This window comes from Paenibacillus sp. LjRoot56 (assembly GCF_964253335.1).
GTDB classification, from domain to species: domain Bacteria; phylum Bacillota; class Bacilli; order Paenibacillales; family NBRC-103111; genus Paenibacillus_E; species Paenibacillus_E allorhizoplanae.
The window spans coordinates 2282818-2307957 of sequence record NZ_CAXURV020000001.1 but is presented as its reverse complement, the minus strand read 5'-3'; the positions used below and the strand labels follow the sequence as shown (position 1 = coordinate 2307957).

Annotated in this window: 24 protein-coding genes; 4 read left to right on the top strand and 20 right to left on the bottom strand. The window is 45.5% G+C overall.

The features are described from left to right. Positions 1-78: 78 nt before the first annotated feature. The 3 genes from ACSQ8O_RS10240 to ACSQ8O_RS10230 all read right to left on the bottom strand — a co-directional run bounded on the left by ACSQ8O_RS10240 (position 79) and on the right by ACSQ8O_RS10230 (position 1609). Complete coding sequence (locus ACSQ8O_RS10240; RefSeq protein WP_436241468.1) at positions 79-648, bottom strand: DUF1802 family protein; 570 nt, start codon at positions 646-648, stop codon at positions 79-81. Positions 649-878: 230 nt separating this feature from the next. Next, positions 879-1058: a hypothetical protein gene (locus ACSQ8O_RS10235; RefSeq protein ID WP_436241467.1), complete on the bottom strand. Its 180-nt coding sequence runs from the start codon at positions 1056-1058 to the stop codon at positions 879-881. A 92-nt stretch (positions 1059-1150) separates the two neighbouring features. Beyond that, positions 1151-1609: a Dps family protein gene (locus ACSQ8O_RS10230; protein WP_436241466.1), complete on the bottom strand. Its 459-nt coding sequence runs from the start codon at positions 1607-1609 to the stop codon at positions 1151-1153. Between the two features lie 238 nt (positions 1610-1847). Between ACSQ8O_RS10230 and mtnK the strand changes: the two genes are divergently transcribed. Next, positions 1848-3068: an S-methyl-5-thioribose kinase gene (gene mtnK / locus ACSQ8O_RS10225; protein ID WP_436241465.1), complete on the top strand. Its 1221-nt coding sequence runs from the start codon at positions 1848-1850 to the stop codon at positions 3066-3068. Next, entirely contained in the window at positions 3065-4162 is a 1098-nt protein-coding gene (gene mtnA / locus ACSQ8O_RS10220) for an S-methyl-5-thioribose-1-phosphate isomerase (protein WP_436241464.1), read from the top strand. Before mtnK ends, mtnA begins: the two co-directional genes overlap by 4 nt. 450 nt (positions 4163-4612) lie before the next feature. Here the strand turns inward: mtnA and ACSQ8O_RS10215 are convergent, their stop codons facing one another. Next, the gene (locus ACSQ8O_RS10215; RefSeq protein ID WP_436241463.1) at positions 4613-5581 is read right to left on the bottom strand and encodes a helix-turn-helix domain-containing protein; all 969 of its coding nucleotides are present in this window, start codon (positions 5579-5581) and stop codon (positions 4613-4615) included. Positions 5582-5621: 40 nt separating this feature from the next. After that, positions 5622-6638, bottom strand: a complete 1017-nt coding sequence (locus tag ACSQ8O_RS10210; protein ID WP_436241462.1) for a Gfo/Idh/MocA family protein — start codon at positions 6636-6638, stop codon at positions 5622-5624. 249 nt (positions 6639-6887) lie between these two features. Between ACSQ8O_RS10210 and namA the strand changes: the two genes are divergently transcribed. Further along, on the top strand, positions 6888-7892 hold the full coding sequence (namA, locus tag ACSQ8O_RS10205) for an NADPH dehydrogenase NamA (RefSeq protein ID WP_436241461.1): 1005 nt from the start codon (positions 6888-6890) through the stop codon (positions 7890-7892). A gap of 58 nt (positions 7893-7950) precedes the next feature. On the opposite strand, the gene ACSQ8O_RS10200 is transcribed toward namA, so the two are convergent. From ACSQ8O_RS10200 to ACSQ8O_RS10130, 15 genes are all read right to left on the bottom strand, one after another. Continuing rightward, the gene (locus ACSQ8O_RS10200) at positions 7951-8841 is read right to left on the bottom strand and encodes a M15 family metallopeptidase (protein ID WP_436241460.1); all 891 of its coding nucleotides are present in this window, start codon (positions 8839-8841) and stop codon (positions 7951-7953) included. A gap of 178 nt (positions 8842-9019) precedes the next feature. After that, on the bottom strand, positions 9020-10315 hold the full coding sequence (locus ACSQ8O_RS10195; RefSeq protein ID WP_056624226.1) for a homocysteine synthase: 1296 nt from the start codon (positions 10313-10315) through the stop codon (positions 9020-9022). 177 nt (positions 10316-10492) lie between these two features. Beyond that, on the bottom strand, positions 10493-11377 hold the full coding sequence (locus tag ACSQ8O_RS10190; protein WP_056624229.1) for an ABC transporter ATP-binding protein: 885 nt from the start codon (positions 11375-11377) through the stop codon (positions 10493-10495). Positions 11378-11379: 2 nt separating this feature from the next. Further along, the gene (locus tag ACSQ8O_RS10185; protein ID WP_436241459.1) at positions 11380-14253 is read right to left on the bottom strand and encodes an FtsX-like permease family protein; all 2874 of its coding nucleotides are present in this window, start codon (positions 14251-14253) and stop codon (positions 11380-11382) included. A gap of 64 nt (positions 14254-14317) precedes the next feature. After that, a complete protein-coding gene (locus ACSQ8O_RS10180; protein WP_436241458.1) occupies positions 14318-15358 on the bottom strand; it encodes an efflux RND transporter periplasmic adaptor subunit in 1041 nt (346 codons plus the stop codon). Further along, on the bottom strand, positions 15348-16037 hold the full coding sequence (locus ACSQ8O_RS10175) for an ABC transporter ATP-binding protein (protein WP_436241457.1): 690 nt from the start codon (positions 16035-16037) through the stop codon (positions 15348-15350). The genes ACSQ8O_RS10180 and ACSQ8O_RS10175 overlap by 11 nt, the downstream gene beginning before the upstream one ends. 151 nt (positions 16038-16188) lie before the next feature. Further along, entirely contained in the window at positions 16189-17760 is a 1572-nt protein-coding gene (locus ACSQ8O_RS10170) for a response regulator transcription factor (RefSeq protein WP_436241456.1), read from the bottom strand. Positions 17761-17767: 7 nt separating this feature from the next. Further along, entirely contained in the window at positions 17768-19522 is a 1755-nt protein-coding gene (locus ACSQ8O_RS10165; protein ID WP_436241455.1) for a sensor histidine kinase, read from the bottom strand. Between the two features lie 141 nt (positions 19523-19663). Then, entirely contained in the window at positions 19664-20395 is a 732-nt protein-coding gene (locus ACSQ8O_RS10160; RefSeq protein WP_056624244.1) for an amino acid ABC transporter ATP-binding protein, read from the bottom strand. A gap of 1 nt (position 20396) precedes the next feature. Beyond that, a complete protein-coding gene (locus tag ACSQ8O_RS10155; RefSeq protein WP_056624247.1) occupies positions 20397-21044 on the bottom strand; it encodes an amino acid ABC transporter permease in 648 nt (215 codons plus the stop codon). Between the two features lie 83 nt (positions 21045-21127). Next, entirely contained in the window at positions 21128-21916 is a 789-nt protein-coding gene (locus ACSQ8O_RS10150; protein WP_436241990.1) for a basic amino acid ABC transporter substrate-binding protein, read from the bottom strand. A 226-nt stretch (positions 21917-22142) separates the two neighbouring features. Beyond that, positions 22143-22445, bottom strand: coding sequence for a YunC family protein (locus tag ACSQ8O_RS10145; protein WP_065854190.1), 303 nt, complete (start codon positions 22443-22445; stop codon positions 22143-22145). A gap of 556 nt (positions 22446-23001) precedes the next feature. Further along, on the bottom strand, positions 23002-23922 hold the full coding sequence (locus ACSQ8O_RS10140; RefSeq protein WP_436241947.1) for an IS3 family transposase: 921 nt from the start codon (positions 23920-23922) through the stop codon (positions 23002-23004). A gap of 11 nt (positions 23923-23933) precedes the next feature. Continuing rightward, the gene (locus ACSQ8O_RS10135; protein ID WP_436240722.1) at positions 23934-24254 is read right to left on the bottom strand and encodes a transposase; all 321 of its coding nucleotides are present in this window, start codon (positions 24252-24254) and stop codon (positions 23934-23936) included. Positions 24255-24321: 67 nt separating this feature from the next. After that, on the bottom strand, positions 24322-24483 hold the full coding sequence (locus tag ACSQ8O_RS10130) for a hypothetical protein (protein WP_436241454.1): 162 nt from the start codon (positions 24481-24483) through the stop codon (positions 24322-24324). Positions 24484-24633: 150 nt separating this feature from the next. Between ACSQ8O_RS10130 and ACSQ8O_RS10125 the strand changes: the two genes are divergently transcribed. Next, positions 24634-25128 carry a hypothetical protein gene (locus ACSQ8O_RS10125; protein ID WP_436241453.1) on the top strand — a complete coding sequence of 165 codons (495 nt, stop codon included), beginning with the start codon at positions 24634-24636 and terminating at the stop codon, positions 25126-25128. Positions 25129-25140: the final 12 nt, after the last annotated feature.

Below are 25140 nucleotides of genomic sequence, written 5' to 3'. Positions count from 1 at the left end.
ATTATAACTTACTGTGACAAATCAAGAAAGGGCAATTCCATGAAAAAGGCGAGCTTTTTGTGAAATGCTACGTGAATTTTACGCCAAAGTACGTTTTATTTCAGCAACTTGTGCGTTAAATTCTTCCTCATTCAACACGGGTGTCATGCCGGAATCATCCGGTACCAGTGCTTGTAGTTGTATCCATGATTTGCAGCCAATATAGGCCTGTTCGATCTCAATTTGGATCGGTTCTTTCAACGTATATACCCTTAATATCATTATATGCAACGGGTTTTTACGTTTCCACTTCAATCGCTCTTCTGTGAAATTTTCTGTCCAAATATGAAAAGGAAACAACTGATGGAGCTTTTCTTGGTCGCTGACTTCGATATCTTCCACCATTCGGGCAAAGGAGTTGATTGTTACGTGTGTATCCTGCGCGCTCCAGTTGACCAACGTTTCATCGATAATCCCGCGATACTGCTCTTTCAGTAGTTCTTTTCTCTGATGTTCATATGTTGGATAGAGAAAGAAATCATTCGATTCCACCTGGAAATCTCTTGTTTCTTCGACAATACCTCCCTTGCGCATAATAAAAATTTGCGAGCCAGCTTCTAACGCTTTTACCGCAGAGGCCCACTCTTTCAATGCTTTCCCATTCCCCATCTCGCCAACCCCTCGTTCTCCTCATTAATCTATCTATTATAAATAAACTTTGTTAGCATGACAAATGTAGATTGACATTTTTCAGGAAAAATAAAAAGGAACAGCCTTAAAATCGGCCATCCCTTTATTTCTCTACATCCTTCTCTCCACATAAGAAAATATAAGTTTTCGGTTTCCGAAAATTTATATTTTCTTATTGGCGATAAAACCTACCTTATACACGCGGTCGCTCATCCTTGAATTGCCTCGATAGAGGTTTTCTCATACGTAACCTGCATTCGGGTAAACTGATCTTGATTATGTTTCATTGGATTCGGATCATGTGTGGTGTCAGGTGCATCTGCCTGGTACGCAAGGAGTAGGAAAATAGTGCCCACAGCAATGGCGAATAGGACATTCAGAATTTTCATATCCATTTCACATCCTTTGAAATCGTCTATCTCTAGGATAATGGAATTTCATCTCGTGAATGTTTGTGTAAGTTAAAGATTGTGTAAATCTCTCATCCCAGGAATGATTGCAGCATCCAACGATGCTTTTCCAAAGATGTTTGGATCGCCAAAAGCATATCCGATGTGGTATCGTCACTCTCTTCCTCACAGATCTGCATGCCCGCCTTCAGCTCTTGCGTAAGGATCGTGAAATCTTCTATAATCGCTTCAACCATTTTCGTAGCCGATTCCGTGCCGGATGCTTCCTTTAGTGAAGAAATCTCTAAGTAAGCTTTCATCGTAGCAGCAGGTTGACCGCCGATCGCCAATAATCGTTCTGCCAACTCATCCACATGCAGCGCAGCCTCATTGTAGAGCTCCTCAAATTTTACATGAAGCGTAAAAAATTGATTCCCTTTTACATACCAATGAAAGTTATGAAGCTTAACGAACAGTAAATTCCAGTTGGAAATTTGCTTATTAAGAACAGTTTGAATTGATTGCGTTGAAACTAATGTTGCGCTCGTCATTCAAATCCTCCTTCTTTTTGCCTAAAAATCATCCTTGTACACGCTAATTTACGTTAATCACGCGGATTTTATGTAAAATAAACGACATTTCTGAAAAGTGTATTTCATGCGGAAACAATTTGTCTTATACTAGGTAAAGACTATTAATACTCAGTAAATTAGTTGGAATTAATTCCAATCAAATTAAAGGACGCTTACGAAGTCAGTTTTCTGACGAAAACTTTTAGGAGGTTCACTCATGTCCACTTATCATCCGTTATCGGAAGAGCAAGCCATCGAATACGCACGCCGTATTCCGCAATTATTTCAACCAGGTTCTGACCTGGCCAGCCAAGAAATTGGGGATGGGAATTTAAACCTCGTATTTCGTATAACAGAGGCTGCTACAGGAAAAAGTATTATTTTGAAACAAGCTCTTCCATATGCCAAAGTTGTTGGGGAATCCTGGCCGCTGACGCTCGATCGTGCGCGCATTGAAAGCGAAGCATTGATCATTGAAGAAGGGCTCGTGCCAGACCTAGTCCCGCATGTGTACGCCTATGATGCAGACCTAGCGCTTACAGTAATGGAAGATTTGAGCGATCATGTCATCATGCGTAGAGGGTTGATTGAGGGTAACCAATACCCGCTTTTTGCTGAACATATCGGGCGTTTTCTAGCTAATACATTGTTCTTTACATCCGACTTAGGCAAAAATCAACAAGATAAAAAGATTCAGCTGGGACGCTTCATCAACCCTGAACTTTGCAAAATCACGGAAGATTTGATCTTCGATGATCCGTATCGAGATGCGGAAACGAACAATATAGAAGCGCCAATTCGTGATGCAGCGGAACAACTTTGGGCAGATAGCGAGCTTCAATTCGAAGTTGCGATTCTACGCAACAAATTCCTGACACAAGCACAAGCCCTGCTTCATGGCGATTTGCATACGGGCAGTATTTTCATCAAATCCGATTCAACGAAAGTGATTGACCCTGAATTTGCCTATTATGGCCCGATGGGCTTCGATATTGGTGCTGTTCTCGCCAACCTCCTACTTAACTTTGCTGCACAAGAAGGTTGGAGTAAGGATGAAGAAAGCCGTTCCGCTTACCGTGCCTATTTAACACAAACCATTAAGGATGTATGGACGCACTTTGAAGAAAACTTCCGTGCCCTTTGGAATGAGCAAGGGGTTGACCGTGTATTTACCGCTCCAGGATACCAAGATTACTTCTTGTTAAACTTGCTGCGTGATACGGTTGGATTCACAGGAGCCAAAATGGTCCGTCGCGTAGTGGGTCTTGCCCACGTCGCCGATATTGATAAAATCGAAGATGCTGCAGCAAGAGAACGCGCTCAGCGCATGGCCTTAACGATCGGCACTGCCAGCATTCGAGCTAACCGTCAGGTTACGACGATTGATGAGCTAATCGCAATCGCAACACGAGCAGCAGAAAGAGGTTTTGTACTATGACGACTACGAATGATGTAAATGGAAGCAAAGTAAGTGCTGAAAATGAAGTGCAAGGTGCTTTGCAATCCTTGCGCTGGAACGGCCAGCAGCTGGATTTGCTGGATCAACGACTGCTGCCGGAGGAGATTGTGTATTTACCGCTGGAGACACCGATTGAGGTGTGGGAAGCGATTCGGCACTTGAAAGTTCGCGGCGCACCTGCGATTGGGATCGCCGCCGCGTATGGGGTATATCTCGGCATCCGCGGTGTGGATGCTGCTGTTGATGGGCTTCTGGAAGAAGTCCAGAAGCAAGCGGATTACCTGGCGACGTCACGTCCGACAGCGGTGAACTTGTTCTGGGCGCTCGATCGCATGCGTGCGAGAGCGAGTGCTTTGGCAGCCGAGGGCGTTAGCCCGGATGCATTCAAAGCTGCGCTTCTAACAGAAGCGCAAGTGATTCAGGCGGAGGACGAAGACACCAACCGCCGTATTGGAGAACATGCGCTCACGCTGTTCGAGGATGGGTTCGGCGTGCTGACGCACTGCAACGCCGGCGGTTTGGCTACTGCCAAGTACGGCACGGCGTTAGCGCCGTTCTACTTGGCGAAGGAACAAGGGATGAACATCAAAGTGTTCGCCGATGAAACACGGCCCGTGCTGCAAGGCGCGCGACTCACGGCTTTTGAACTGCAGCAGGCTGGCGTAGACGTCACGCTGATCTGCGACAACATGGCCGGCGCGGTCATGGCGAAGGGCTGGATTCAAGCGGTCATCGTCGGAACGGACCGTGTTGCGGCGAACGGCGATGTAGCCAACAAAATCGGCACCTACAGCGTAGCTGTGCTGGCGAAAGCGCATGGCATCCCATTCTATGTGGCAAGTCCACTGTCGACGATCGACTTGAACACGCCGACTGGCGGCGATATTCCGATCGAGGAGCGCCATGAGGACGAGATCACGCAAGGATTTGGTAAGCGCACAGCGCCTGTTGGCGTGAAAGTGTTCAATCCGGCCTTCGATGTGACGCCGAATGAGTATGTAACCGCGATTATCACGGAAAAAGGCATCGTTCAGGCACCATATGGCGAAAACCTGCGTAAGCTTTTCGAATAGATCTTTGTTGGGATGAAGTTTAAATGGAAAAACTCCAGTTAAATTCAGGTAATCTGCTTCTTTTGCAGAGAAAGCCTGAAAATAGCTGGAGTTTTTCCAGTTATTCGGCATATAGTGCGAAATTGGAGCGAAATAGCTGTATGTTTTCCAGTTAGTAGAGTGTGCTAGCGTGTGGCTGGTTGGTTGGTGGATTCCAGAAGCTGATTTGTGTGATTGGAGTAGTCAGAGAATTCGATGTGATTACCTGGTTAACTGGATAATAGCTTGCTAGTTTTCTGCTGTCCTGACTGCTGTGGTGGTAGGAGTAGCTAGGGGATTCGAACTGATCTAGACGTTAGATGCTAGTTTTCAGTGTACTGACTATAGTTTGCGGTATAAATTGCTAGGGCGTAACCAAAAAGAGCTGTCCAGAAGTAGATTCTCTACTTTACGGACAGCTCTTTTTTGGGTTTACATCGTGCTCGCGTGTTGGAGCACTGTATTCTCGCGGTAGGCATTAGGCGTTGTGCCGTGCGCCTTCTTGAATACGTAGTGCAAGTAATTGCTGGACGTGAAGCCGCTGCGCTCGGCAATTTTCTCAAGCGTCAGCGTGGTTTGCTGCAGCTCGCTGCATACGAATTTAAGGCGAATTTGCTCCAAGTATTCACTGAAGGAAACATTGGCCTTCTCCTTGAAAATCCGTTGAAGCTGCCTAGAGCTGATCTGCACACGCTCAGCTACCCCCTCCAAGGTCAGGGGACGACGGAAATTGTCTGTAATGAATTGTACCGCCATCTGATAGCGATAGTTCTTCATATCACGGGCTGGCAGATTAACTCCCTGCTGTTCCGGTTTATACGCACTAACGGTTCTTAACAGCATCTGGATAATGGACTGTTTAATAACCGTGTACTGACCTAACTGATTGTTTCGCCACGCTTCGTAAGCGACGAGGAAGCATTTCATCGCTTCATGGCGATCCACTGCTGGCGTATGCGGCAGTTCACCAAGCTGTCCAATGCACGCTTCGGCTTCTGCCATCTCCCATTCCTCTCCCCAACCAGAGGAAGACAACGCGGAGGATCCTGCTTCTTCCTTATCTGATAGTTTCACAATATCCACGTGTAGACATAGCTCGCCCATCGCTTCATGCTCATCTGCTTCTTGCCGATGAATGACACCAGGTGCTGTGACGTAGAGCAGTCCTTCGTGGAGTGGATGTGTAATCCCATCTAGAATTACGCTCCCCTTGCCGCAAGGGATATAGTGAATCTCGTATTCGGAATGCTGATGATAATTTACGATGGCTCCAGCTGGAAAGGAAGTAAGATGACAACGCAATACTCGAATTCCGTATGCTCCCCAACGGAAGCTTAATTCCAGGCGATCTAACGCCATCGGATTTTCTAACATAGGTTCGAAGTAAAAGGGTTGACTCATAGGGGAAACACCGCTTCCTTTCCAGATTTGACGATTAGTATTAGTTGGTCAGAGAATCCAATCGTACTTGGCTTTTGCTAGCCACAGATAGATTGGAAGCTTCCATTAGCTTCGTTAAGTCTACAGCCAATCCGATATTTTCGGTAGCTTTGGTACCATTTTGAATATGAGCAACCCATTGGTCAAACGCAGTTGGCTTTGCCTCTGGTATAGATTCGTAAGCCACCCATTGTCCTGTCGCTTCTTCCAGCTTGTTCGTACGCAGCATGACACGGCCATCTTGCTCTGAGTATAATACACTGCCTTCCGTGCCATGTACTTCAATAACGAAAGGCGAGAAAGCATTCACAAAGCCTGCTTCAACGATACCCAACGCACCATTCTCATATTGGAGCAGTGAAACGGCATTATCTTCCACTTCTCTTCCCGTCACATAGCCATAAGAAGCGCTTACTGCGACAGGCAGACCTAGTAGTAGACGATTGAGATACATCGGATGACAACCAAGATCGATGAGTGCTCCGCCACCACATTGCTCCGCATTATAGAAATGCTGAGGCAACCAGCCATTCGGATTCGCCGTCGTCGAAATTCCGCCATTATGCGAGAGTCGTGTACGCACAAGCGTGATTTGACCTAATAACTCTTTAGCAACGATATCTTGAATAGCGAGTGTTGATGGTGAATTCAAACGCGGTAAGGAGACCGTTAAGGTCACGCCTGCTTCCTCAACAGCTCCGAGGATCTCGTTCACTTCGTGAAGCGTAGGAGCAATTACTTTCTCTGTAAAAATATGTTTACCTGCCCGTGCAGCAGCGATGATGACATCTCGGTGAAGGTTGGTTGGTGTATCAACAACAACGGCTTCGATTTCTGGATTGGCTAGTAACTCTTCAAGACTTGCGTAGAAAGCCACACCTCGTGTTTCAGCTTCTTTCTGCCCTCTTTCTACAATCTCGTCCCAAATCGCTACGATCTCTGTATCCGGGTGCTCGTTTACCTGTTTCGCATAATCCTTTGCATGTACATGCCAGAAACTCAACATTGCTACTTTCATCCTGAATGACCTCCAAATAAGTGACTTGGGTTCATTGTATCATGGGCTTGAAAGCGGATAAATTTCGAATTCGTGACAGATGAAGGTGCAAAATTACGACATGTTTATCTTTACTAGCTTACTCGAAGATTAGGATAAAATGTCTAGTACGTCAAGCCTTTTCAATCAGAAACTTAAAGTTGATAATTCCAACAGGAATAGTATACAATTGAATGATTATTTCTATCCTTTGTAAGGAGTTGATTTTGCATGTTATTTACACCCTACACCATTGCCGGCCTAACCTTGAAGAATCGTATCGTGATGTCACCTATGTGTATGTATGCATCGGATGAATCCGGTGAAGTCAAGGATTGGCATCATATTCATTACGCTACAAGAGCTGTTGGCCAAGTGGGACTTATCACATTTGAAGCAACAGCAGTTACTGCACAAGGACGGATTTCAACTCGTGATTTAGGGATCTGGGATGACGCACATATCGATGGCTTAAAGCGTGTTGTCACGTCCATCCATAATCATGGCTCTCATGCAGGCATTCAGCTCGCCCACGCAGGAAGAAAAGCCGTCCTGGATACGCCGATTATAGCCCCATCTGCCATACCCTTCTCAGAAACGTTCAAAACACCTGAGGAAGCAACACTCACGGACATTCAGGATACGATCCAAGCGTTCGCTGATGCAGCTGACCGTGCCAAGCAAGCGGGTTTTGACGTGATAGAAATACATGCGGCGCATGGTTATCTCATTAATGAATTCCTATCTCCATACTCGAATCATCGTCAAGATGCGTACGGTGGTGATCAAGAGGGACGATTCCGCTTTTTGCGTGAAACGGTTCAGGCTATTCAAACGCGGTGGAGTGGTCCCCTGTTTGTCCGTATTTCGGCTCATGAGTATGTGGAAGGCGGACTTACACCGCAGGATCATGTCTATTTCGCGACTCAGCTCAAAGAACTTGGCGTCCATCTTATCGATGTCAGCTCCGGTGGCAATGCACCGATCGTTCCGAACTTTTTCCCAGGCTACCAAGTGCCTTTCGCCGAAGAAATTCGTAGCAAAGCCGACATCCCTGTCGGCGCTGTCGGATTGATTTCAGAACCGCAGCAAGCGGAAGAGATTCTTCAGAATCACCGTGCCGATCTTATTTTTCTAGGTAGAGTGCTCTTACGAGATCCTTACTGGGCTAGATCTGCCGCCCGTGACTTACGCGTCGAGCTCGCACCACCGGGACCTTATCAACGAGGATGGTAAACCAAAGCCAAAACCCCACTTGGACTGCAAACGTCCAAGCGGGGTTTTTGGCTTACATTTATTTCGAAACTGGAACGGTGTGATAATACTCTTCCATCGTCAAGTTCTTCGACTGGATTTCCTGCGCAATGTCGGCTCCCACATATCGTAAATGCCATGGCTCATATTGATAGCCCGTAATGGCAGCTTTCCCCTGTGGGTAGCGGATAATAAAACCATACTCACTTGCATGCTTCTCTAACCAAATCGCTTCTTTCGTTCCACCAAAACAATCCGCAGCTGCGCATTTCCCATTGCTGCTGGTGACGTCGATGGCAAGCCCTGTTTCATGCTCACTAGTTCCAGGTACAGCGCTGTAGGTTTTAGCCTTTTCTTCCCCGTCTTTTTTCACATAGGCTTCAAAAAGGGATTTCTGTGTGGCATACGAACGATACGCAGAAACACCTGCTAACGGAACTCCATCCTTTGCCGCTCCAGCGAATAGCTTCTCTATGGCAGTTGCTGCGACTTGGCGCATTTTGCGCTTATCAATTTTTTCGGAAAATGTAAAGGCAATGTTCGGATAGACAAGATCTGTCGGCTCATAGCTGGAAGGCAGCGAATTCATCTTATTGACGAGAACTGTAATACTTTCTGGTTTGGCAATCACCTGAATCGCGCCATTCTTAGTTGGCGTAGGGCTTGGAGCAGGTGAAGTCACAGGATTTGACGATGGCTTCACTGTAGCTGTAGCCGCAGGTGAAGTAGTCGCTGATGTCGTAGGTGTCGTTCCTACACTTGGTGAAACCGTGGGGCTTGTTGTCGCACTAGCTGTAGGTGTTGGGCTAGGAGTAGTCGTAGAGGCTCCTTCGTTCTTACTCCCACATCCTGCCACAATAGTTAACACCAAGAGAATGGCAATGGATACATTCATTTTGATTTTCATGTTGGTTTTCATTAGTCCTTTCATTTCGTGTCGTCATGCCTCCTAGAGGTTGAAAAAGCTTTTCAAAGTAATAGACCGCGATTTGGATGAAAAAGTTTCATGCTCGCTATTAGTTTAGCTCAACAAAAAAGGCTGCATTTAGGTTGAGCTCCTAAATCGCAGCCTTCTCATATTTTATGCGGAACAGGTTAACGTTTCAAGTTTACTTCTGACTAGCGACGATGGCTTGTTCCAAATCATAAATAATATCCTCAATCGCTTCTGTTCCAACGGATAGACGAATAAGTCCAGGAGATACACCAGCTGATGCTTGTTCCTGCTCATTTAATTGCGAATGTGTCGTGCTTGCAGGATGAATAATTAAGGATTTGGAGTCTCCCACATTGGCCAAATGAGAGAATAGCTCTACAGCATGTATCAGCTTTTTGCCCGCTTCGATACCGCCTTTAATGCCAAAGCTCAATATGGCGCCTTGACCTTTCGGCAAGTATTTCTTAGCCAGTGAATACGTCGGGTGGCTTTCTAAACCAGCATAGCTTACCCACTCCACGGACTCATGTGCTTCTAAATATTGAGCTACCTTCAACGCATTGGAGCTGTGACGCTCAAGACGAAGATGCAGCGTTTCTAAGCCTTGTAATAATAAGAATGAACTATTCGGGGACAGGGACGCTCCCAAATCTCGCAATAATTGCACGCGTGCCTTGATAATATAAGCTATCGAACCGACCGCTTCCGTATAAACAACACCATTATAACTCGGGTCTGGTGTCGTCAAACCTGGGAATTTGCCGCTTGCTGCCCAATCGAACTTCCCTCCGTCGACAATAACCCCACCGATAGTCGTACCGTGCCCTCCGATAAACTTAGTCGCAGAGTGCACCACAATATCAGCGCCATGCTCGATCGGTCTGAGCAGATACGGACTTGGGAACGTATTATCTACGATAAGCGGAATGCCATTTTCATGCGCAATCGCCGCTACAGCTTCAATGTCCAAAACATCCCCTTTGGGATTGCCAATGGATTCAGCATAGATGGCTTTCGTTTTCTCCGTAATCGCAGCTCGGAAATTATCAGGATTACTTGCATCAACGAACTTCACTTTAATCCCTAATTTAGGCAATGTATTGGCAAATAAATTATAAGTCCCGCCATATAAAGCCGAAGCAGATACGATTTCATCACCAACTTCAGCAATGTTCAGAATCGAAAACGTGATAGCTGCTTGACCGGACGCCACCGCAAGCGCGGCAGGCGCACCTTCCAGTGCAGCAATACGTTGCTCAAATACATCTGTCGTTGGATTCATAATCCGTGTATAGATATTGCCAAATTCCTTCAGTGCAAATAAATTCGCAGCATGCTCGGTGTCGTTGAACACATACGACGTCGTTTGATAGATAGGAACCGCTCGTGAATTAGTCGCGGGGTCAACCTTTTGACCTGCGTGAATCGCTAGTGTTTCTGGTAAATGTTTACGTTCCGAATTTGACATGAACATGCCTCCTAGGATAATGATTCATTGTGGATCCACCAAAGAAATAATAGCCAATTTAATTCCTACTAAAATAGTATGGTATAAGTTTAAAGGAATATTCTACCTAAAGTCAACACAAGAATTTCCAATTTGTAAAAGCCCGCAATCGAAACGAATTTCGATTACGGGCATTTCTCACGTTTTGTCCTGTGGGAGTAGTATAATGCGTCCATTTTCCAGTTCTACACGCATTTTATTCGTCCCCGCAGCACCTATCGATTCCAGATAGTTAGCCGGAATTTGCAATCTGCCAGCTTTGTCGACGACCGCATATTCAACATGGGAGTCCTCTTCTGACGAAATAATCCCCTGCTCCAGCTCCAGTAATTCTTCCTGATAGGATTTGCGTCGTAATATCTCAGAGGAGGTTTTGCCGTCACGAATCGCAACTACACGGTCTACTTTCTTCGCCAGAAGTGGATCGTGCGTAACGATCACGACGGTCAAACCGAAGCTGCGATTCAGCTCTCGAAACAGATCAAGGATCTGATTCGCCATCTTCGTATCGACAGATCCAGTCGGTTCGTCCGCCAGCAAAAGCCTAGGCTGATTAGCCAGTGCAATCGCGATCGCCACGCGCTGCTGCTCACCGCCAGAAAGTTCATTAAGCTTGTTATTTCTCCGATGGCTCAAGCCTACAGCTTCCAATAAGTCCATTGCACGATAGCGCTTGCGCCGTCCCTGCAGTAGAATGGGCAATTCTACATTTTCCAATGCCGTCAAATAAGGAATCAGGTTACGGGCATTATTTTGCCATACGAAGCCAACGGTTTCCCGCTTATATTTGACCAAATCGGACTCTTTAAACTTCAATAAATCCTTCCCATCCACACTCAGATTACCTGCTGAAGGTCGATCCAACCCTCCCAGCATATTGAGCAGCGTCGATTTCCCACTGCCGCTATTGCCGATAATGGCCATCAACTCCCCTTCTTGAATATGGAGGTCTAGCCCTTGCAACGCAACAACTTCAAGATCAGCTGCCTTATAAATTTTAACTAAATTCTCACAATGAATCATACCTAATCCTCCCCAAGCTTAACGGCTTGATGAATCTTAATTCTGGAGAGCATCGTGCCGAGCAGCAGTAATCCAAGCCCGATCATGATTGTAACGATCATATACAAATGAAGCTGATCTTTCGGATCAAAGCTGACTTGAAAAGGTGGCACTTGGCTTGACGAATCGAATGTTAACTGGAATAAAGGAACGAACAAGCGGCTAGCCACATTCCCCGTAATCATACCAATCAGCACGCCGGCTCCCGACGTTAGAAGCTGTTCGGCGACTAGCATTCCGATCAACTGTCTATAGGAAATCCCCATGGCACGAAGCACACCGAATTGTAGGATCTGGCCATACAACGAGAGTAACCAATATAGGAGAAATCCAATGAAGCTGATGCCAATCGCGATCAGGAAACCAAGCGTCATAACACCATTCACTGCCAGTTGGAAGGGATCGTTCTTCGACCGAATCACCATCATATTCGTATCAACTAGACGTGTGACTGACAAGCGTTTCTGCTCTAATGACTCATATAAGGCTTGACTAGTCATATCTGGCTTCAGCTTTAGCCACACATCATAAGGCTCTACAGCTAAATTATTTTGGATAAAAGAAAGATGTCCGATGACGAGCTTCGGTGCATTTGTTTTGCTTCCTGAACTCGATGAGGCCGTTAAGATCGGATTCGGATTCCAGCTAGGCCAATAATCAATGATGCCATAGATCACCGATGTAGCGCCTTCCACATCATTCCAGCCGATTCGAATGACATCTCCCACCTTGGCTCCCGTTTCCTCCGCGATGGACCTAGAGATCAGAACTGCTTTGGAATCCGTCGCCAACACGTTCAGATAGTCATAGAAATGATGATCTAATAAATGATCACGGAACCAGGCTGTTCGACCAAAATCATCGGTATCAATCCCCATGAGTGTCGTCTTTTTCGTATCTTTGCCAATGGAAATATACGCATCTTCTTTCTTAAATACCCTTGCCGCTGACTCTACACCGGTCAATTGTGTGAACGGCATGAACGGCGGTTCTACGTATTGGACGCGTTTCTTCCCCCCACCTTCGCTGCCTTGAGGTTTCTCTCCACTATCGAATCCTGGCGGACCTGACTGTGGAGGTGGTGCATCATTATCCCATGCGGTTTGCAAGACGATGTCCGAACCATTCTTATACTGAATCTTCTCTTCCACATTCTTATTCATCGTTCTTGCTGCACTCGCGCTAAAAATACCCGTTGCCAATGTCATAATAATAAATAACATGATGAATTGATATTGGGTCGTTGATCTCCCCACTTGCAACAGCGTTGAATATAAGTAGGGCGGCCACCATTTTCGACCGACTGCATAGATCAGTTTAATGATCCAAGGATAGATCCTGAGCAGAAAGAGCCCCATAGCGAATATGAAAAAGGCGGGGACAACAAATAAAAGCGGATCAACCTTCATGTCCAGAGAATCTAACCCTAGAGCATTTAAATCATCCATCCGTCGCTTAAAGCTTTGCAAGAGATACATGGACACAATCAATAAGACGACGTCTAGATATATTTTATGGACAAAAGAAAGCTTATTCTTCCTCGCGATTGTTTGTTTATGACCCACTATGCTCACTCGTGTCGCGAGTACGGCAGGAATGAGAACCATACCAACCGAAACAATCACTGCAATCAATCCGTATTGGTAAGCCTCCTGACCTAGCTTTACTTCAATAGCTGCACGCTGAACGAACGACAGAAAACCATTCGAAGCACCCAAGACTTTCGTTAATTCCAGCCCTACAAAAGGACCAATTAATAAAGCAACTCCACCTAGTAAAATACCTTCGATCACATACCCAATCATGATCTGAGCTCGGCTTGCACCTCGGCTTCGTAACACAGCGATTTCCGTTTTCTGCCGATCGGTAATCAAATTCGCAACCATAAATAAATAGAAAGCAAGTAAAATACAGACGGGCACATTCAATGACCATAGTAGGATACGGAGCTTTTTCTCTTTCTCCCCATAGGATTGCAAGGTGAGTACCGTTATATTACTGGATGTGTATGTTTCTAAGTTCCGACTAAAATAGTCGTCCATTTCCTTCTGAGTCGCGATAAAGGTGTCAATACCCTCTAACTTCAATTGATGATAATCCAAGACGATATTCCAGTATGAAAACTGATCCATGAAATTACTGCTTTTCGTAAAATCTTGTTCGAATAAGGCCGACGGAATGAAAAATCTTGAATTCAGATCCTTCATCGTATTCGTCCAATACAGGTCAGTGAAATCTGCCCGATCAATCACGGCAACCGGTTTAATTCGAATAGTGCTCTTCAAATCATCGTCCACCATGGTGAGTTCATTACCTAATACGATTTTCTGTTTCGTCAACAACTCTGGAAATACCCAAGTCTCATAAACGCCGTTCACAGGCTTTGTCGAAGGCATGACGCCATCAACAAGACGAATATGCTTTTCCAAATCGGTCATGGCAGCGATTTCGCCATACCTATTTACCTTGGGATCTAATTTACTTGGATCGCTAGGTGTAAGTTTATACGTCTTGGTACCCCTGGTTACCGTAGAAAGCAGAATCGGTAAATCAAAGCGCTTACTCATTGCGGTCATGAGTGCGTCCGTTTCTGCTAATCGTTTATCACCTTCTTTGGCTTTGCCAAAGTAAGCTTGGTTCGCTACAAGTCCTGGATACTTCTGTGTATTCGTTTGTTGAACTTCCAAGTCTTTGATCAACATCCGTTGCAAAATGGCATGCGTATAAATCGGCATGGAGCTCGCAAGGGCGACAGAAATAATTAACCCTAGTAATAAACTTAGCTCTAACCAACGGTTCTTTGCCATTTTGCGGAGAATCATCAGTAATAAAGCCATTGTAATCCTCCTAAAAGTTTTGCTTTAGCAAAACTAGTATCGTAAACATTATCCTTCAAGTGTGCTAATTATTTAAAATGACGTTCTGGCCTTCCGTTAGCCCCGTTCGGATTTCTACTTCCGTAGCGGAGACAAGCCCTTTCTCGACATCGACTTCTTTGCGGCTCTCGCCATTCAGTACTTGCACATAATCTCGACCTAGATAAGAGCGGAGACCTGTTCTTGGAATAATCAGGATGTTATCACGTTTCTCTACGATGATTGTCATATCACCAGATGCCCCGATCTCTGCGCCAGCTGTGCCTTCTGGAATCCCTACCATGATCGTTTTGGCATTACGCTCAGCTATCTGCTTATTATCGGTTCGAGGCGCACTTGAAGGGGTCTGCAGCACTTTGCCTGGCACCACACTTCCATTAGATCCGAACTTCACTTCCACGTTCATCCCCACTTCAATCCCTGTTAGCGTCCCACTGTCTGGTGCTTCATAAAATAACTGCAGCTTACTCGGATCTGAAACAACGACTAGTGTGCTGTAAGCATCCACCATATTTCCTTGTTGAGCATCCGTCACGTACGTAACTATGCCTCCGGCTTCAGCCGTTAATTTGGTTTTGGCCAATTCAGCTTGCAAATTAGCAAGCTGCAGCTGTGCTGCTTCCACATCGATGGCCTTAAGACGTATAGACAACTCTTGATCCGACGAACTCGAGGTCATCCTAACTTGCGTATAAGCGATCTGAGCCTTCTCCAAATTCAATTTCTGCAGGGCAATTTTTGTTTCTAAATCACCTTGCTCTAGTTCCGCAAGCACATCCCCCTGCTTCACGATATCCCCAGATTTGACACGTAATCCAGCAAGTCGGTGACCCGATTCTTTAAAAAAATAATTAGTCGTTTTGCTTGATCTTAGTGTCGCCATCGCACTGACTTTCCTCGTGATGGAGCCTTTCTTCACTTCATACAGCTCAAAGTTTTCTTTGACGGGCTTCACCAATGGCGGCTTCAACGCTTCTTCTTCTTTGGGCAGCAACGAACAGCCAGCAAGTATGAAAAGGGCACCTGCTAGTAGCACAAGCCTTGATGCGATTTTATTAACCTTCATCGACAATGGAACCATCCTCCAATGCATAAACTTCATCTACAATTTCCATAATCGCCAGATCATGCGTAGTCAAAATTATGGTCATCCCTTCCTTCACCAAATCCTTGAAAAGTTTGAGAATCTGAAGCCCCATTCGACTATCTAACTCGGCCGTAGGCTCGTCTGCCAGAATCAGCTTAGGCTTATGAGCAATCGCTCTTGCTATGGCAACTCGCTGTTGTTCTCCGCCAGAAAGCTCATAGGGTCGATGTTTCATTCTCTCCTTTAAACCCACGAATTGCAGCGCCTCTTCGGCAAGAGTCCTATATTGACTGGGAGGTACACCTGATATGCGCAAACCAAACTCTACATTTTCGTAAGCGGACATATACGGCACTAAGGCAAACGATTGGAAAATAAGCCCGATTTGCTTCCGTCTGAGTTCATTTCGCTTGGATTCAGAGAGTGTGCTGATCTCCATCCCTTCCAAGTAAACTGCACCTTCGGAAGGATGATCCAAGGCACCTATGATGTTAAGTAACGTTGTTTTCCCTGACCCTGATCTTCCACGCAAAGCCACAAGTCTGCCTCTGGGGATCGAGAGATTCGCTCCGCGCAAGGCATGAACCGCTCCTGACCCCTTTCCAAACACACGTGTTACACCAATGGCTTGCACCATAGGCACCTGATTGTCCTGCATAGTCAAAGTGAACACCTCATCTTTACGCTAATCCTGCATCTTCTCTATAAATGTAAACCTTTACATAACAAATAAACAGACTGCCTTTGTTGGAAAAGGTGTCTGTTTGTTCGTTTTTGTGAGTCCATACTAACTTAGGCGAAATACCAGTCTAATTCGGCTTCTCGAACTCTTTCGGTGAACAACCGACAACACGCTTGAACGTTTTTGCAAATGTTTTGGCATCAGGAAAGCCAACGGCATCTGCTACTTCATATACTTTCATTTCGCCCGCACGCAGCCTTCGTTTCGCTTCTTCCATTCGAATTCGAATCAGCGTTTCGCTCAGAGATTCCCCCATTTCCTTACTATATAAATCACTTAAATAGCTGCGGCTGAGCCTGACATGATCAGCCATGTCCGATGTGCTGATTGGCGAGGCATAATTCTCTTGCATATACGTGAGTACCTTCCGAATAAACGGATTATTGGAGCGATGCTTCTGATCGTTCCCAAGCGCCATTTGATGCTCGCTAAGCATGCTCATCGCTTGCAGTAGAAACAGCTTTACCTGTTCAAAGCTGGTGCATGGATGGAGTGCTTTGTTATGCACGAACAATTCTTCATAACGTTCAATCTCCGCATAGCCGCGTTCGCGGGCATAACCAGCTGCTAACGCGAGCAGCTCTTGGATAAAAGGCAGCACCCGCTCCTTCTCTGGACGCTGCTCCCTCAGTCTCGCGCAGAGAACGTCCGCGTGATGCAGATACCCCTCGCTGTTATCGTGCACGATACAGCGCAGCAGGTCGCTGCGTATGTCATACGGCAGCGCTGCAGTTGGCGTGCTTGCGGCCTCCGGCGCTAGCACAATTCGGCGATTCCGGCTCACGCCGTAGAATCGCTCGTGCAGCTGCTGCGCATGAAGCGCCGCAGCAGGCTGCACATCTTGGAGCCGGCGTAAGACGACGCCGGCTCCAATGAACCAGTCCGGCGCGGTTGCGAGCCGGACCTGCGCAGCGCGCTCGAGCGCTGCGGCAGCGGCGAGGGCGCCGCCGTCTGTGGCTGCTGCTGCCACGGGCATGAGCAGCAGCACGCTGTCCGCGGCCAGCGGCAGCGCCGCGAGGCAGCCGGTCCAGCGCCAGCCCGTGGTAGCGGCGCTGGCACCGGTGTGCAGCAGCAGGCTGACTAGGCTGCCTGCTGCTGCATCTGCCCTTGAGCTGCCTGCTGATGTGCCGAATAGCTCAGCCTGCAGCTCCGCTTCGCCAACCCCCAACTGCAGATATGCCTGCAGTCGGGTCGAAATCTGCATCTGCAGGGTCGAGGCAAGCTCCAGCTCTCGCAGCCCCTGCTCCCTTCGCTCATTTCGCTGTATTTCCAGATCGCGCTTAACGCCAACCAGGATGTCCATTAACGACTCGGGCTCCATCGTTGGTTTCAGAATATAGTCTTTGGCTCCCAGCTTCATCGCTTCTTTGACATAAGTGAAGTCATCCATACAGCTCAGGACAACACTGCTGATCGGTCTTGAACATTCTTTGAGCTTTCGGATTAATGCCAAGCCATCCATTCGAGGCATAATGAGATCAGTTATGACGATGTCGATATGCAAGGTATCAATAAGCTCGTATGCCTCTAAGCCATCCTCAGCATCACCCGCATACGTAAAGCCGAAATGCTCCCAATCTACCAGCTCACGCAAACCTTGCCGAATGATAGGTTCATCATCCACCACAAGCACGTTCATGTACGCTTCACTCCTCACCTTGATGAATGGGAAGAAACATGCGAACCGTGGTTCCTTCTCCGGGTTTACTGCTAATATGCATTTTGTACTCGGGTCCATAGATCAGCTTTATTTTCTCTCGAATATGCGAAATCCCCACACCGCTCATTCGCTCCTTCAGCATAAGATCAGCCTGCGCACCTCCAGTGCCAGTTGCTGCCACCGCACTCCAAACGGAGCCGCCCTCTTCGACTTGCATGCCAACACCATTATCTTCAACTTGGCAAAATAATAGATCGCGATCCAACCATGTCCGAATCGTAATAACGCCCTGACGCTTGGTTGGCCCAATACCGTGAATAATCGCGTTCTCCACCAGCGGTTGTAATAGCATCCTGGGAACTAAACAACCTAATGTGATGTCATCTATTTGCATATCAATCTGAATGCGATCCCCGTAACGAAATCTTTGAATTTCCATGTAATCATACGTTAAACCAATTTCATCACGTAAGGTGATAAAGTCCCCTTTTTTACCTAAGCTAGCTTGCAGAAGGCGAACTAACGCACTAACCACCTCTGAGATCTGAGGTGTCTTATGGATTTTGGCCACCCATTTGATCGTATTCAATGTATTGTAGAGGAAGTGGGGATTCAATTGATAATGGAGCGCTTCCATTTCAGCTTCTTTCTTCAGAGATTCCTCCCGTTTCACTTGCTTAATTAAATCTTCCAATCGATTCAACATCTGATTGTAGCTCTCGCCTATTTGCGTCCAGTCATCAGAACTTTTGAACGTCCAATAGGCCCTCAGATCACCTCGCTCTGCACGATTCATTAATGCTTTCAGAACATAAAGCGGCTTCGTCACAGCGTTGATAAAGAGGAGTAACCCACCTAGGCTAAGTGCGATTATGAAAGTGATGAGGGCTATGAGCCAAGTACGGTAGTTAGGAAATACATCTAGAAGACCTTCTGGCATAGGCGCCTCATAATACGATAGCCACGGAATACTTCCGATAACCTCCATTTGTTTCACCGAATGAATCATTGTCCCATCCCTATACACGCTGCCAACTTGCGGACCTGCTCCTTGCAGCAAATCCCCGGTGTAAACTCCTTCTCGATACAGCACCCGTTGATCTGGATCCATCAATACATAGGTATGTGTTGGACTCTTTACAGTGAACTCCTTCCAAACCTTGTTCATATTCATCCAAATTGTAAGTTTACCAAGCTCTTGGGTACTTGAACTGTCTATAATTGACTCTGAATAGGTCATTAGATAGGCGTTATACCGACTAGATTCTTCTCCTAACGACTCAAAACGTTTGTTCGTACGTTTCACTTGTGTAACGAGTGCTCCATCTGTTTCTCCAGTACGAGCACATAACGTTCGATTGGTTGACTGAACGGTCAGACATACCTGTTCGATATAACGGGTGTGTACTGTTTGCTCAGATAACAAGTTATTTACATAGGTACTCAGTTCTTTCGCAGCCCATGAGGAAGAATCATTGAGTTTCGCATACGAAATAAGACCGTAATCCGCCGCATGTCGATGTGTCATTTCGACTATATAACCTAATTCTTGCTGTAATCCCGTGATGATTTGATCATGTTGTACATCCACGGCATGCATGACCGTTTTGTTCATGTAAGAGGAGAACTGCTGATAGCCCACATACAGCACAAGTCCTACTGGCAGGGAAATCGCCAGAAATACATAGAGAAACACACGAAGTTGGAATCGATTCGTGAGGTGAGAGAACAACGATGGCATACGTCACCTTTCATTTTCGACTGAATTGTTATCTGAATGAACCTATTTTCTATCATAGCATATTGGAAATTTATGTAGTTTCATTTTTTAATGAAAAAACAAAAAAGCCCGCGCTAAGCGCGAGCCTCCTCATTTATATCACTATAGCACTTTGGACAAAAACGATTTCGTACGTTCCTGGGTCGGTGCCTCAAAAATTTGTTTCGGGCTGCCTTCCTCGACGATAACACCTTGCTCCATAAACATGACGCGATCGCCAACTTCACGCGCGAAGCCCATTTCATGCGTCACGACGACCATTGTCATACCTTCTTTGGCCAACTGTTTCATAACGTTGAGTACTTCACCAACCATTTCGGGATCCAGTGCTGAAGTCGGTTCATCGAACAACATGATCTTCGGCTCCATCGCAAGTGCACGTGCAATCGCAACACGCTGCGCTTGACCACCGGATAAAGAATCTGGAAGTGCGTTCGCTTTGTCTGCGAGTCCGACTTTGGCCAAAAGTTCCAAAGCATTCTTCCGTGCTTTATCCTCCGGCCATTTCCGTACCTGGATCGGCGCGAGCATAATATTATCAATAACCTTCATATGCGGGAATAAATGGAACCGCTGAAAAACCATACCTAATTCCATACGGATCTCGTTAATTTTGTTCGCAGGGTCCATGAGATTGCGGCCATCAATCGTAATCGTTCCACCATTGGGCTGCTCCAGCAGGTTCAAGCAACGTAAGAACGTAGATTTCCCTGATCCGGAGGGGCCAATTACAACCAGTACCTCTTGGTGTCGAATTTCCGTACTAATGTCACGAAGAACAACGTTATCTCCGAACGCTTTTTTCAAGTTCTTTACTTCGATTAAAGCTGTCATATTATACTCTCCTTTCGATATAGCCAAGAAGCTTGCTAAGAGAGTAAGTAAGGATGAAATAAATAAGTGCAGCTGTCAGATACGGCTCCCACACTTTGAAGTATTGGCTGCGCATCGCGTTGGACCAATACATCAATTCAGGTGCCGCGATAATGGCGAACAACGAGGAATCCTTGATAAGTACGATAAATTCATTCCCAAAAGGCGGAATCATCCGCTTGATCGCTTGCGGTAAAATAACCGATTTCATCGTTTGGAAATGCGTCATACCCAGAGAATGCGCGGCTTCCGTCTGGCCTTTATCAATCGATTGAATGCCTGCACGGAAAATCTCAGCCATATAACCCGCTGAATTCAAAGATAGGGCAACAATCGATGCAATGATCGGGTTCGTTGACCCTAAAAACAAAGGAACAACCCCAAAGTGAACAAGCAATATTTGAACGAGCAACGGTGTGCCGCGGAAAAAGTTAACATATATACTTGTCGGCCATCTCAAATAGCCGCGGTGTGACATTTTACCTAAACCAACTGCCAGACCCAATACAGACCCGAAACAGATGGAGAGAATGGAAATACCAATCGTCCAGAGCGTACCTTTCAGCAGCAATGGGACATAATCAAGAATAATATCAAACCGAAAATCCATTCCACACTTCCTTTCCATTAATTATTCTGCTACTCACAGAACAAAAGCATGCGTAAGGTTAAGTCACGCATGCTTTTGAACTTTTATTTTTGATCGAGCAATTTTTTCGTATCTGGCTCTTGACCAAACCATTTTTTGTACACAGTCGCATACTTGCCGTTCTCGATTACTTTCTTAATCGCTGGGTCTAGCTTTGCTTTCAGATCGCTGCCTTTAGGAAGCAAGATACCGTAGTACTCGGATTCGAAGTTTTTCGCGTCAGCGATCGAAACGAATTTTTTGTTTGGATTATTTTTAACATACTCACGAATAATAGCAATATCCGCAACAACCGCGTCAACACCGTTACTTTCAAGTTCCATCAAAGCAAGCGTGTTATTATCCATACGTTTCAGGGACTTGTTATCGCCACCCATAATTTTCGTCATAAGCGTATCTGCCGTAGTTGAAATTTGAACCGCTACTTTCTTATCTTTCAAATCAAGTGCACTTTTAATCGGGCTGCCTTCTTTAACAAGAATCATGTTCGTTGACTCGAAGTAAGGAGCTGTATAATCATACGTTTGTTTACGCTCATCCGTAATGGATACGCTGGAAATACCCGCTTGATACTCTTTACCTTGTTGAACACTCGTCAACATTGTGTCCCAGCCCGTGTTAGTAACGCTATAGGAAAGACCTGCTTCTTTCATTACTTCAGCAAGGAAGTCAATATCAAAACCAGCTACCTTGTCTTTATCCATATATTCCATCGGTGCATAAGCTGCATCTGTTGCAAATTTAACTTTCGTGCCACCACTATCTTTCGAGCCACAACCTGCCATTGTTAAAACTAAAGCTGCTGCTACCACAGAAATCATTAATTTTTTCATCATTTTTCCCCCGTTCTATGTAATGGACGAATCATATATTAACACTTGGTCAATAAAATAACAACACTTTTATGTGTAAAAAAAGCAAGGAAATTGCAGGAAGTCTGAATTTTTATGCATTTTCAGTTTCATGCACAGACGGCACACGACGCTTTGTCATCTTGCATGATGCAAAAAACGCTTAGGTCTTAGAGACCCAAGCGCTCGAGCTTGCCGTTAAATTGTTTTACATCATTTTAAGTATCGCTTCTCGTCCAGTCATCCCAGCTACAATACCTAGGTCTTCCGCTGTATAGGTTACTGATTCAAGCGGTGCTTCCAACAGCTCCTCGATCGTTCGAACCCCGGTGGCTCGCGCCGCTACAATATTCCTGTCACTTAATCGCTCATTCAGCAGCCCCACATCGAGGGCGCCACACATAATGTACCCTTTATCCGTTGTCACCACTAACAAGGTCGTCTTCGGCAATTTGACCTCTATCGCGATTGCTGTATGTCCTTCAAGAAGAATGGGTTCTACGCGCATCATGCTCTGCACAGCTCCTCTTCGCAGTCTTACGGTAGTATATGCGCCTGCGGCTAGTACGGTGTGAGGTCACTGTAAAGATTCTGTGTGTTTTTCCATTTTATTGCGAATTCGTGAAATAAGGCTAATTCATAACCATTTCATAACCTCATTAGAGCTCTCCGCTCGGCTTGAGGTCTACATACGGGACAAACGCCTACAACTCTTCCTTGTTCGTCTGAATAGAAACTCAGCTTCTTATCCTTTTTACGACAAAACGAACACATTTGTTTATTCACTTTGGATACTCGCTTCCCGTGAAGTGACATCTGTATAATTTTCGTCGTCTCAACCTTATCTCTAATTCTAAAGGTTAGTCTATAAATCAAAAGAAGCACACTCAATAGGACGATAACAAGTACGATCCATTTCAAAGCGCAACCTTCCTTCATGCGGTATTGTTACAGGTTTACTGGAGGTGGAAATGCGATGTTGCTTTAATCACGGCTAGGCCCCTTTAATCCGGAGTCTTAGCCTACAGTCTTTGCTCATTCTTAGAAATACTCTTTATTTCGAGCGTTTACATGGAATTATGAAATGCTGATGAGTCGTCGAGCGTCTTTACCCATTCCGAAAACTTCCTTGGTGGCATTAACTTCAAACTACCGTGCATCTTACGATTGTTGTAAAAGTCCATATAGTCGTCGAGCCCCTTATACGCTTCATCAAAGGTCATGAAATCTCTTTGACTGAAGAGATCGCGTTCTAGCAGGCTATGGAAAGACTCGATGAAGGCATTCAAGTTCGGGGTTCGTGGCGGTATGCGCTCATGGACTAGATCAAGGCTCTCGCAGGTGTCTTGAAATAACTTGCTAATGAATTGTGGCCCGTTGTCCGTTCGAACGACGGGTAACGTTTCATTTGCTGTTGTCCGGTTCTGTAACGCGTTCCACAGTGTTTGGACGGCATGTTTGGCTTCACATACCCGACCCTTGTATTGTCCAACGACGACGCGGTCGAACACATCAATAATACTGAGTACATAAAAGAAACGTTCCTGTCCAATGACATAACCATACTTAATATCCATTTGCCAGAGCTGGTTGTGCCCCGTAATGGATCTGTTTTTCGCTAATCTGCGAGGATGTGTTTGGATCCTTTTGCGTTGTTTTTGAAGGATTCCTAGCTCTTTACACAAGCGATACGACTTCTTTTTGTTCAGTATCACACCACGTTGGTTGCGAACACATTGTGCTAGAAGCTTATAGCCGTAGACATGTTCTTCGCCTTCAAGGAGTTCGAGCAGCCACTCTTTGATCTGTTCGTCACTAACCGTATCCCCCGATTCCGTAAGCGAATAGCCAGGCACTGGACGCCCCATTACAGCAACTTCCGGGCTTTTTGGTTCCAATTGTGCAGCTCGCTTTTTCCGATCATAGTAGGTGGATTCTGACAATCCAAGTATGCGCAGAACCTTTGCAGTTGGATTTCCCCGCTTAATAAATAGGTCTGCTACTTCAAATTTTTCAGATAAGCGGGGTTCTTCTTTTTTAGCAGCTCACGTAAAATCTCAATTTCTAGTTCCTTTTCACCAAGCACCTTACAGGCCTTTTCATAGCGTTCTTCAACTTTTTGTAGCCTTTGAAGTTCCTGTAAATGCTCGTCAGCCTTAGGTATTTCTTCTTGTGGAATGGAATCACGATGCTCCCTAATCCACTCCCGGATAGTTTCTGGATGAATGTCGTACATGCGGGCTAACACCCCAACCTTAACTCCAGCCAATGCTTCTTTAACAATTTTAAGACGTTCTTCTTGGTTCAACCTTTTTCCCATACCGGATCATCTCCCTTATCCCTATTTTAATAAAATGGGTAGGAAGACTCCAGTTTCTTTAGGGGGCCTAGGAGATCATGCGAATTTTTTCTTTCTGTCCTTTAATAACGTCTTCATACACTTTTAATTGCCTTACAAATAAAGCATATTCCTCTTCGGCTTCTTTGAGAATGGCTTCTGCTTCTATCAATTTTAATCTTAGATCTTCTCTTGCTGTATAATCATCCAAGGTGGTACCTCCCATATCGATTTATTTTCTCTACTCACATTTACTCCAAATTACTCAGGGGAAAGAACCATTTATGAAAACGAGGCTACATTTGCTAATGATATCATGATATAGTTAAGATGAGTGCGATTTCAGTGCAGTTAGGAGGCTATGATGAACCAACGGGATTCAAACACAAGTCCGAAGCAAGGACATTTATTCACCGTAGAGATTTTAATTGAAGATGGAACCAATGGCCTAGCAATGGAAAAGCTCCTTCATTTGTTAAATGTAGACGCGATCAAAGATTATCAAATCCTTAAAGGTATCCAGCTTGGTCAACTTATTGAATTGAATACGAAACAAGGAAGTCCAGCTTCCTTACATACAAATAAAAAAACTGTCGTTCCTACGCCAACCACAACTGGCAGAACGAACCCAACTGAAGCCGCGAAGCACATTGTTGAGCAGTTAGAGAGTTTCAAAACGAACAATACCTTGATTCGTTTGACGGTGGTCAAAGCGCAAGGAATTAAACTAAACCTCCCTTGTCGAATCCTCAATTTTGACGCGAGCAGCCAGAATGTGACTGTCTATCATGTTGATGAGAAGAAGGTATATTTGTTCAAGTTAAATGAAATTGATGACTACGTGGCAACAAATTGAATAAAAGGTACC

Coding starts and splice junctions, on each gene's coding strand:
- ACSQ8O_RS10180 (WP_436241458.1), bottom strand. CDS start 15,358: ATGAAGGTTAATAAAATCGCATCAAGGCTTGTGCTACTAGCAGGTGCC.
- ACSQ8O_RS10170 (WP_436241456.1), bottom strand. CDS start 17,760: ATGAACGTGCTTGTGGTGGATGATGAACCTATCATTCGGCAAGGTTTG.
- ACSQ8O_RS10235 (WP_436241467.1), bottom strand. CDS start 1,058: ATGAAAATTCTGAATGTCCTATTCGCCATTGCTGTGGGCACTATTTTC.
- ACSQ8O_RS10175 (WP_436241457.1), bottom strand. CDS start 16,037: ATGCAGGACAATCAGGTGCCTATGGTGCAAGCCATTGGTGTAACACGT.
- mtnK (WP_436241465.1), top strand. CDS start 1,848: ATGTCCACTTATCATCCGTTATCGGAAGAGCAAGCCATCGAATACGCA.
- ACSQ8O_RS10155 (WP_056624247.1), bottom strand. CDS start 21,044: ATGGATTTTCGGTTTGATATTATTCTTGATTATGTCCCATTGCTGCTG.
- mtnA (WP_436241464.1), top strand. CDS start 3,065: ATGACGACTACGAATGATGTAAATGGAAGCAAAGTAAGTGCTGAAAAT.
- ACSQ8O_RS10195 (WP_056624226.1), bottom strand. CDS start 10,315: ATGTCAAATTCGGAACGTAAACATTTACCAGAAACACTAGCGATTCAC.
- ACSQ8O_RS10185 (WP_436241459.1), bottom strand. CDS start 14,253: ATGGCTTTATTACTGATGATTCTCCGCAAAATGGCAAAGAACCGTTGG.
- ACSQ8O_RS10240 (WP_436241468.1), bottom strand. CDS start 648: ATGGGGAATGGGAAAGCATTGAAAGAGTGGGCCTCTGCGGTAAAAGCG.
- ACSQ8O_RS10230 (WP_436241466.1), bottom strand. CDS start 1,609: ATGACGAGCGCAACATTAGTTTCAACGCAATCAATTCAAACTGTTCTT.
- ACSQ8O_RS10145 (WP_065854190.1), bottom strand. CDS start 22,445: ATGATGCGCGTAGAACCCATTCTTCTTGAAGGACATACAGCAATCGCG.
- ACSQ8O_RS10135 (WP_436240722.1), bottom strand. CDS start 24,254: ATGGGAAAAAGGTTGAACCAAGAAGAACGTCTTAAAATTGTTAAAGAA.
- ACSQ8O_RS10210 (WP_436241462.1), bottom strand. CDS start 6,638: ATGAAAGTAGCAATGTTGAGTTTCTGGCATGTACATGCAAAGGATTAT.
- ACSQ8O_RS10200 (WP_436241460.1), bottom strand. CDS start 8,841: ATGAAAGGACTAATGAAAACCAACATGAAAATCAAAATGAATGTATCC.
- ACSQ8O_RS10190 (WP_056624229.1), bottom strand. CDS start 11,377: ATGATTCATTGTGAGAATTTAGTTAAAATTTATAAGGCAGCTGATCTT.
- ACSQ8O_RS10150 (WP_436241990.1), bottom strand. CDS start 21,916: ATGAAAAAATTAATGATTTCTGTGGTAGCAGCAGCTTTAGTTTTAACA.
- ACSQ8O_RS10160 (WP_056624244.1), bottom strand. CDS start 20,395: ATGACAGCTTTAATCGAAGTAAAGAACTTGAAAAAAGCGTTCGGAGAT.
- ACSQ8O_RS10215 (WP_436241463.1), bottom strand. CDS start 5,581: ATGAGTCAACCCTTTTACTTCGAACCTATGTTAGAAAATCCGATGGCG.
- ACSQ8O_RS10125 (WP_436241453.1), top strand. CDS start 24,634: ATGATGAACCAACGGGATTCAAACACAAGTCCGAAGCAAGGACATTTA.
- ACSQ8O_RS10165 (WP_436241455.1), bottom strand. CDS start 19,522: ATGCCATCGTTGTTCTCTCACCTCACGAATCGATTCCAACTTCGTGTG.
- namA (WP_436241461.1), top strand. CDS start 6,888: ATGTTATTTACACCCTACACCATTGCCGGCCTAACCTTGAAGAATCGT.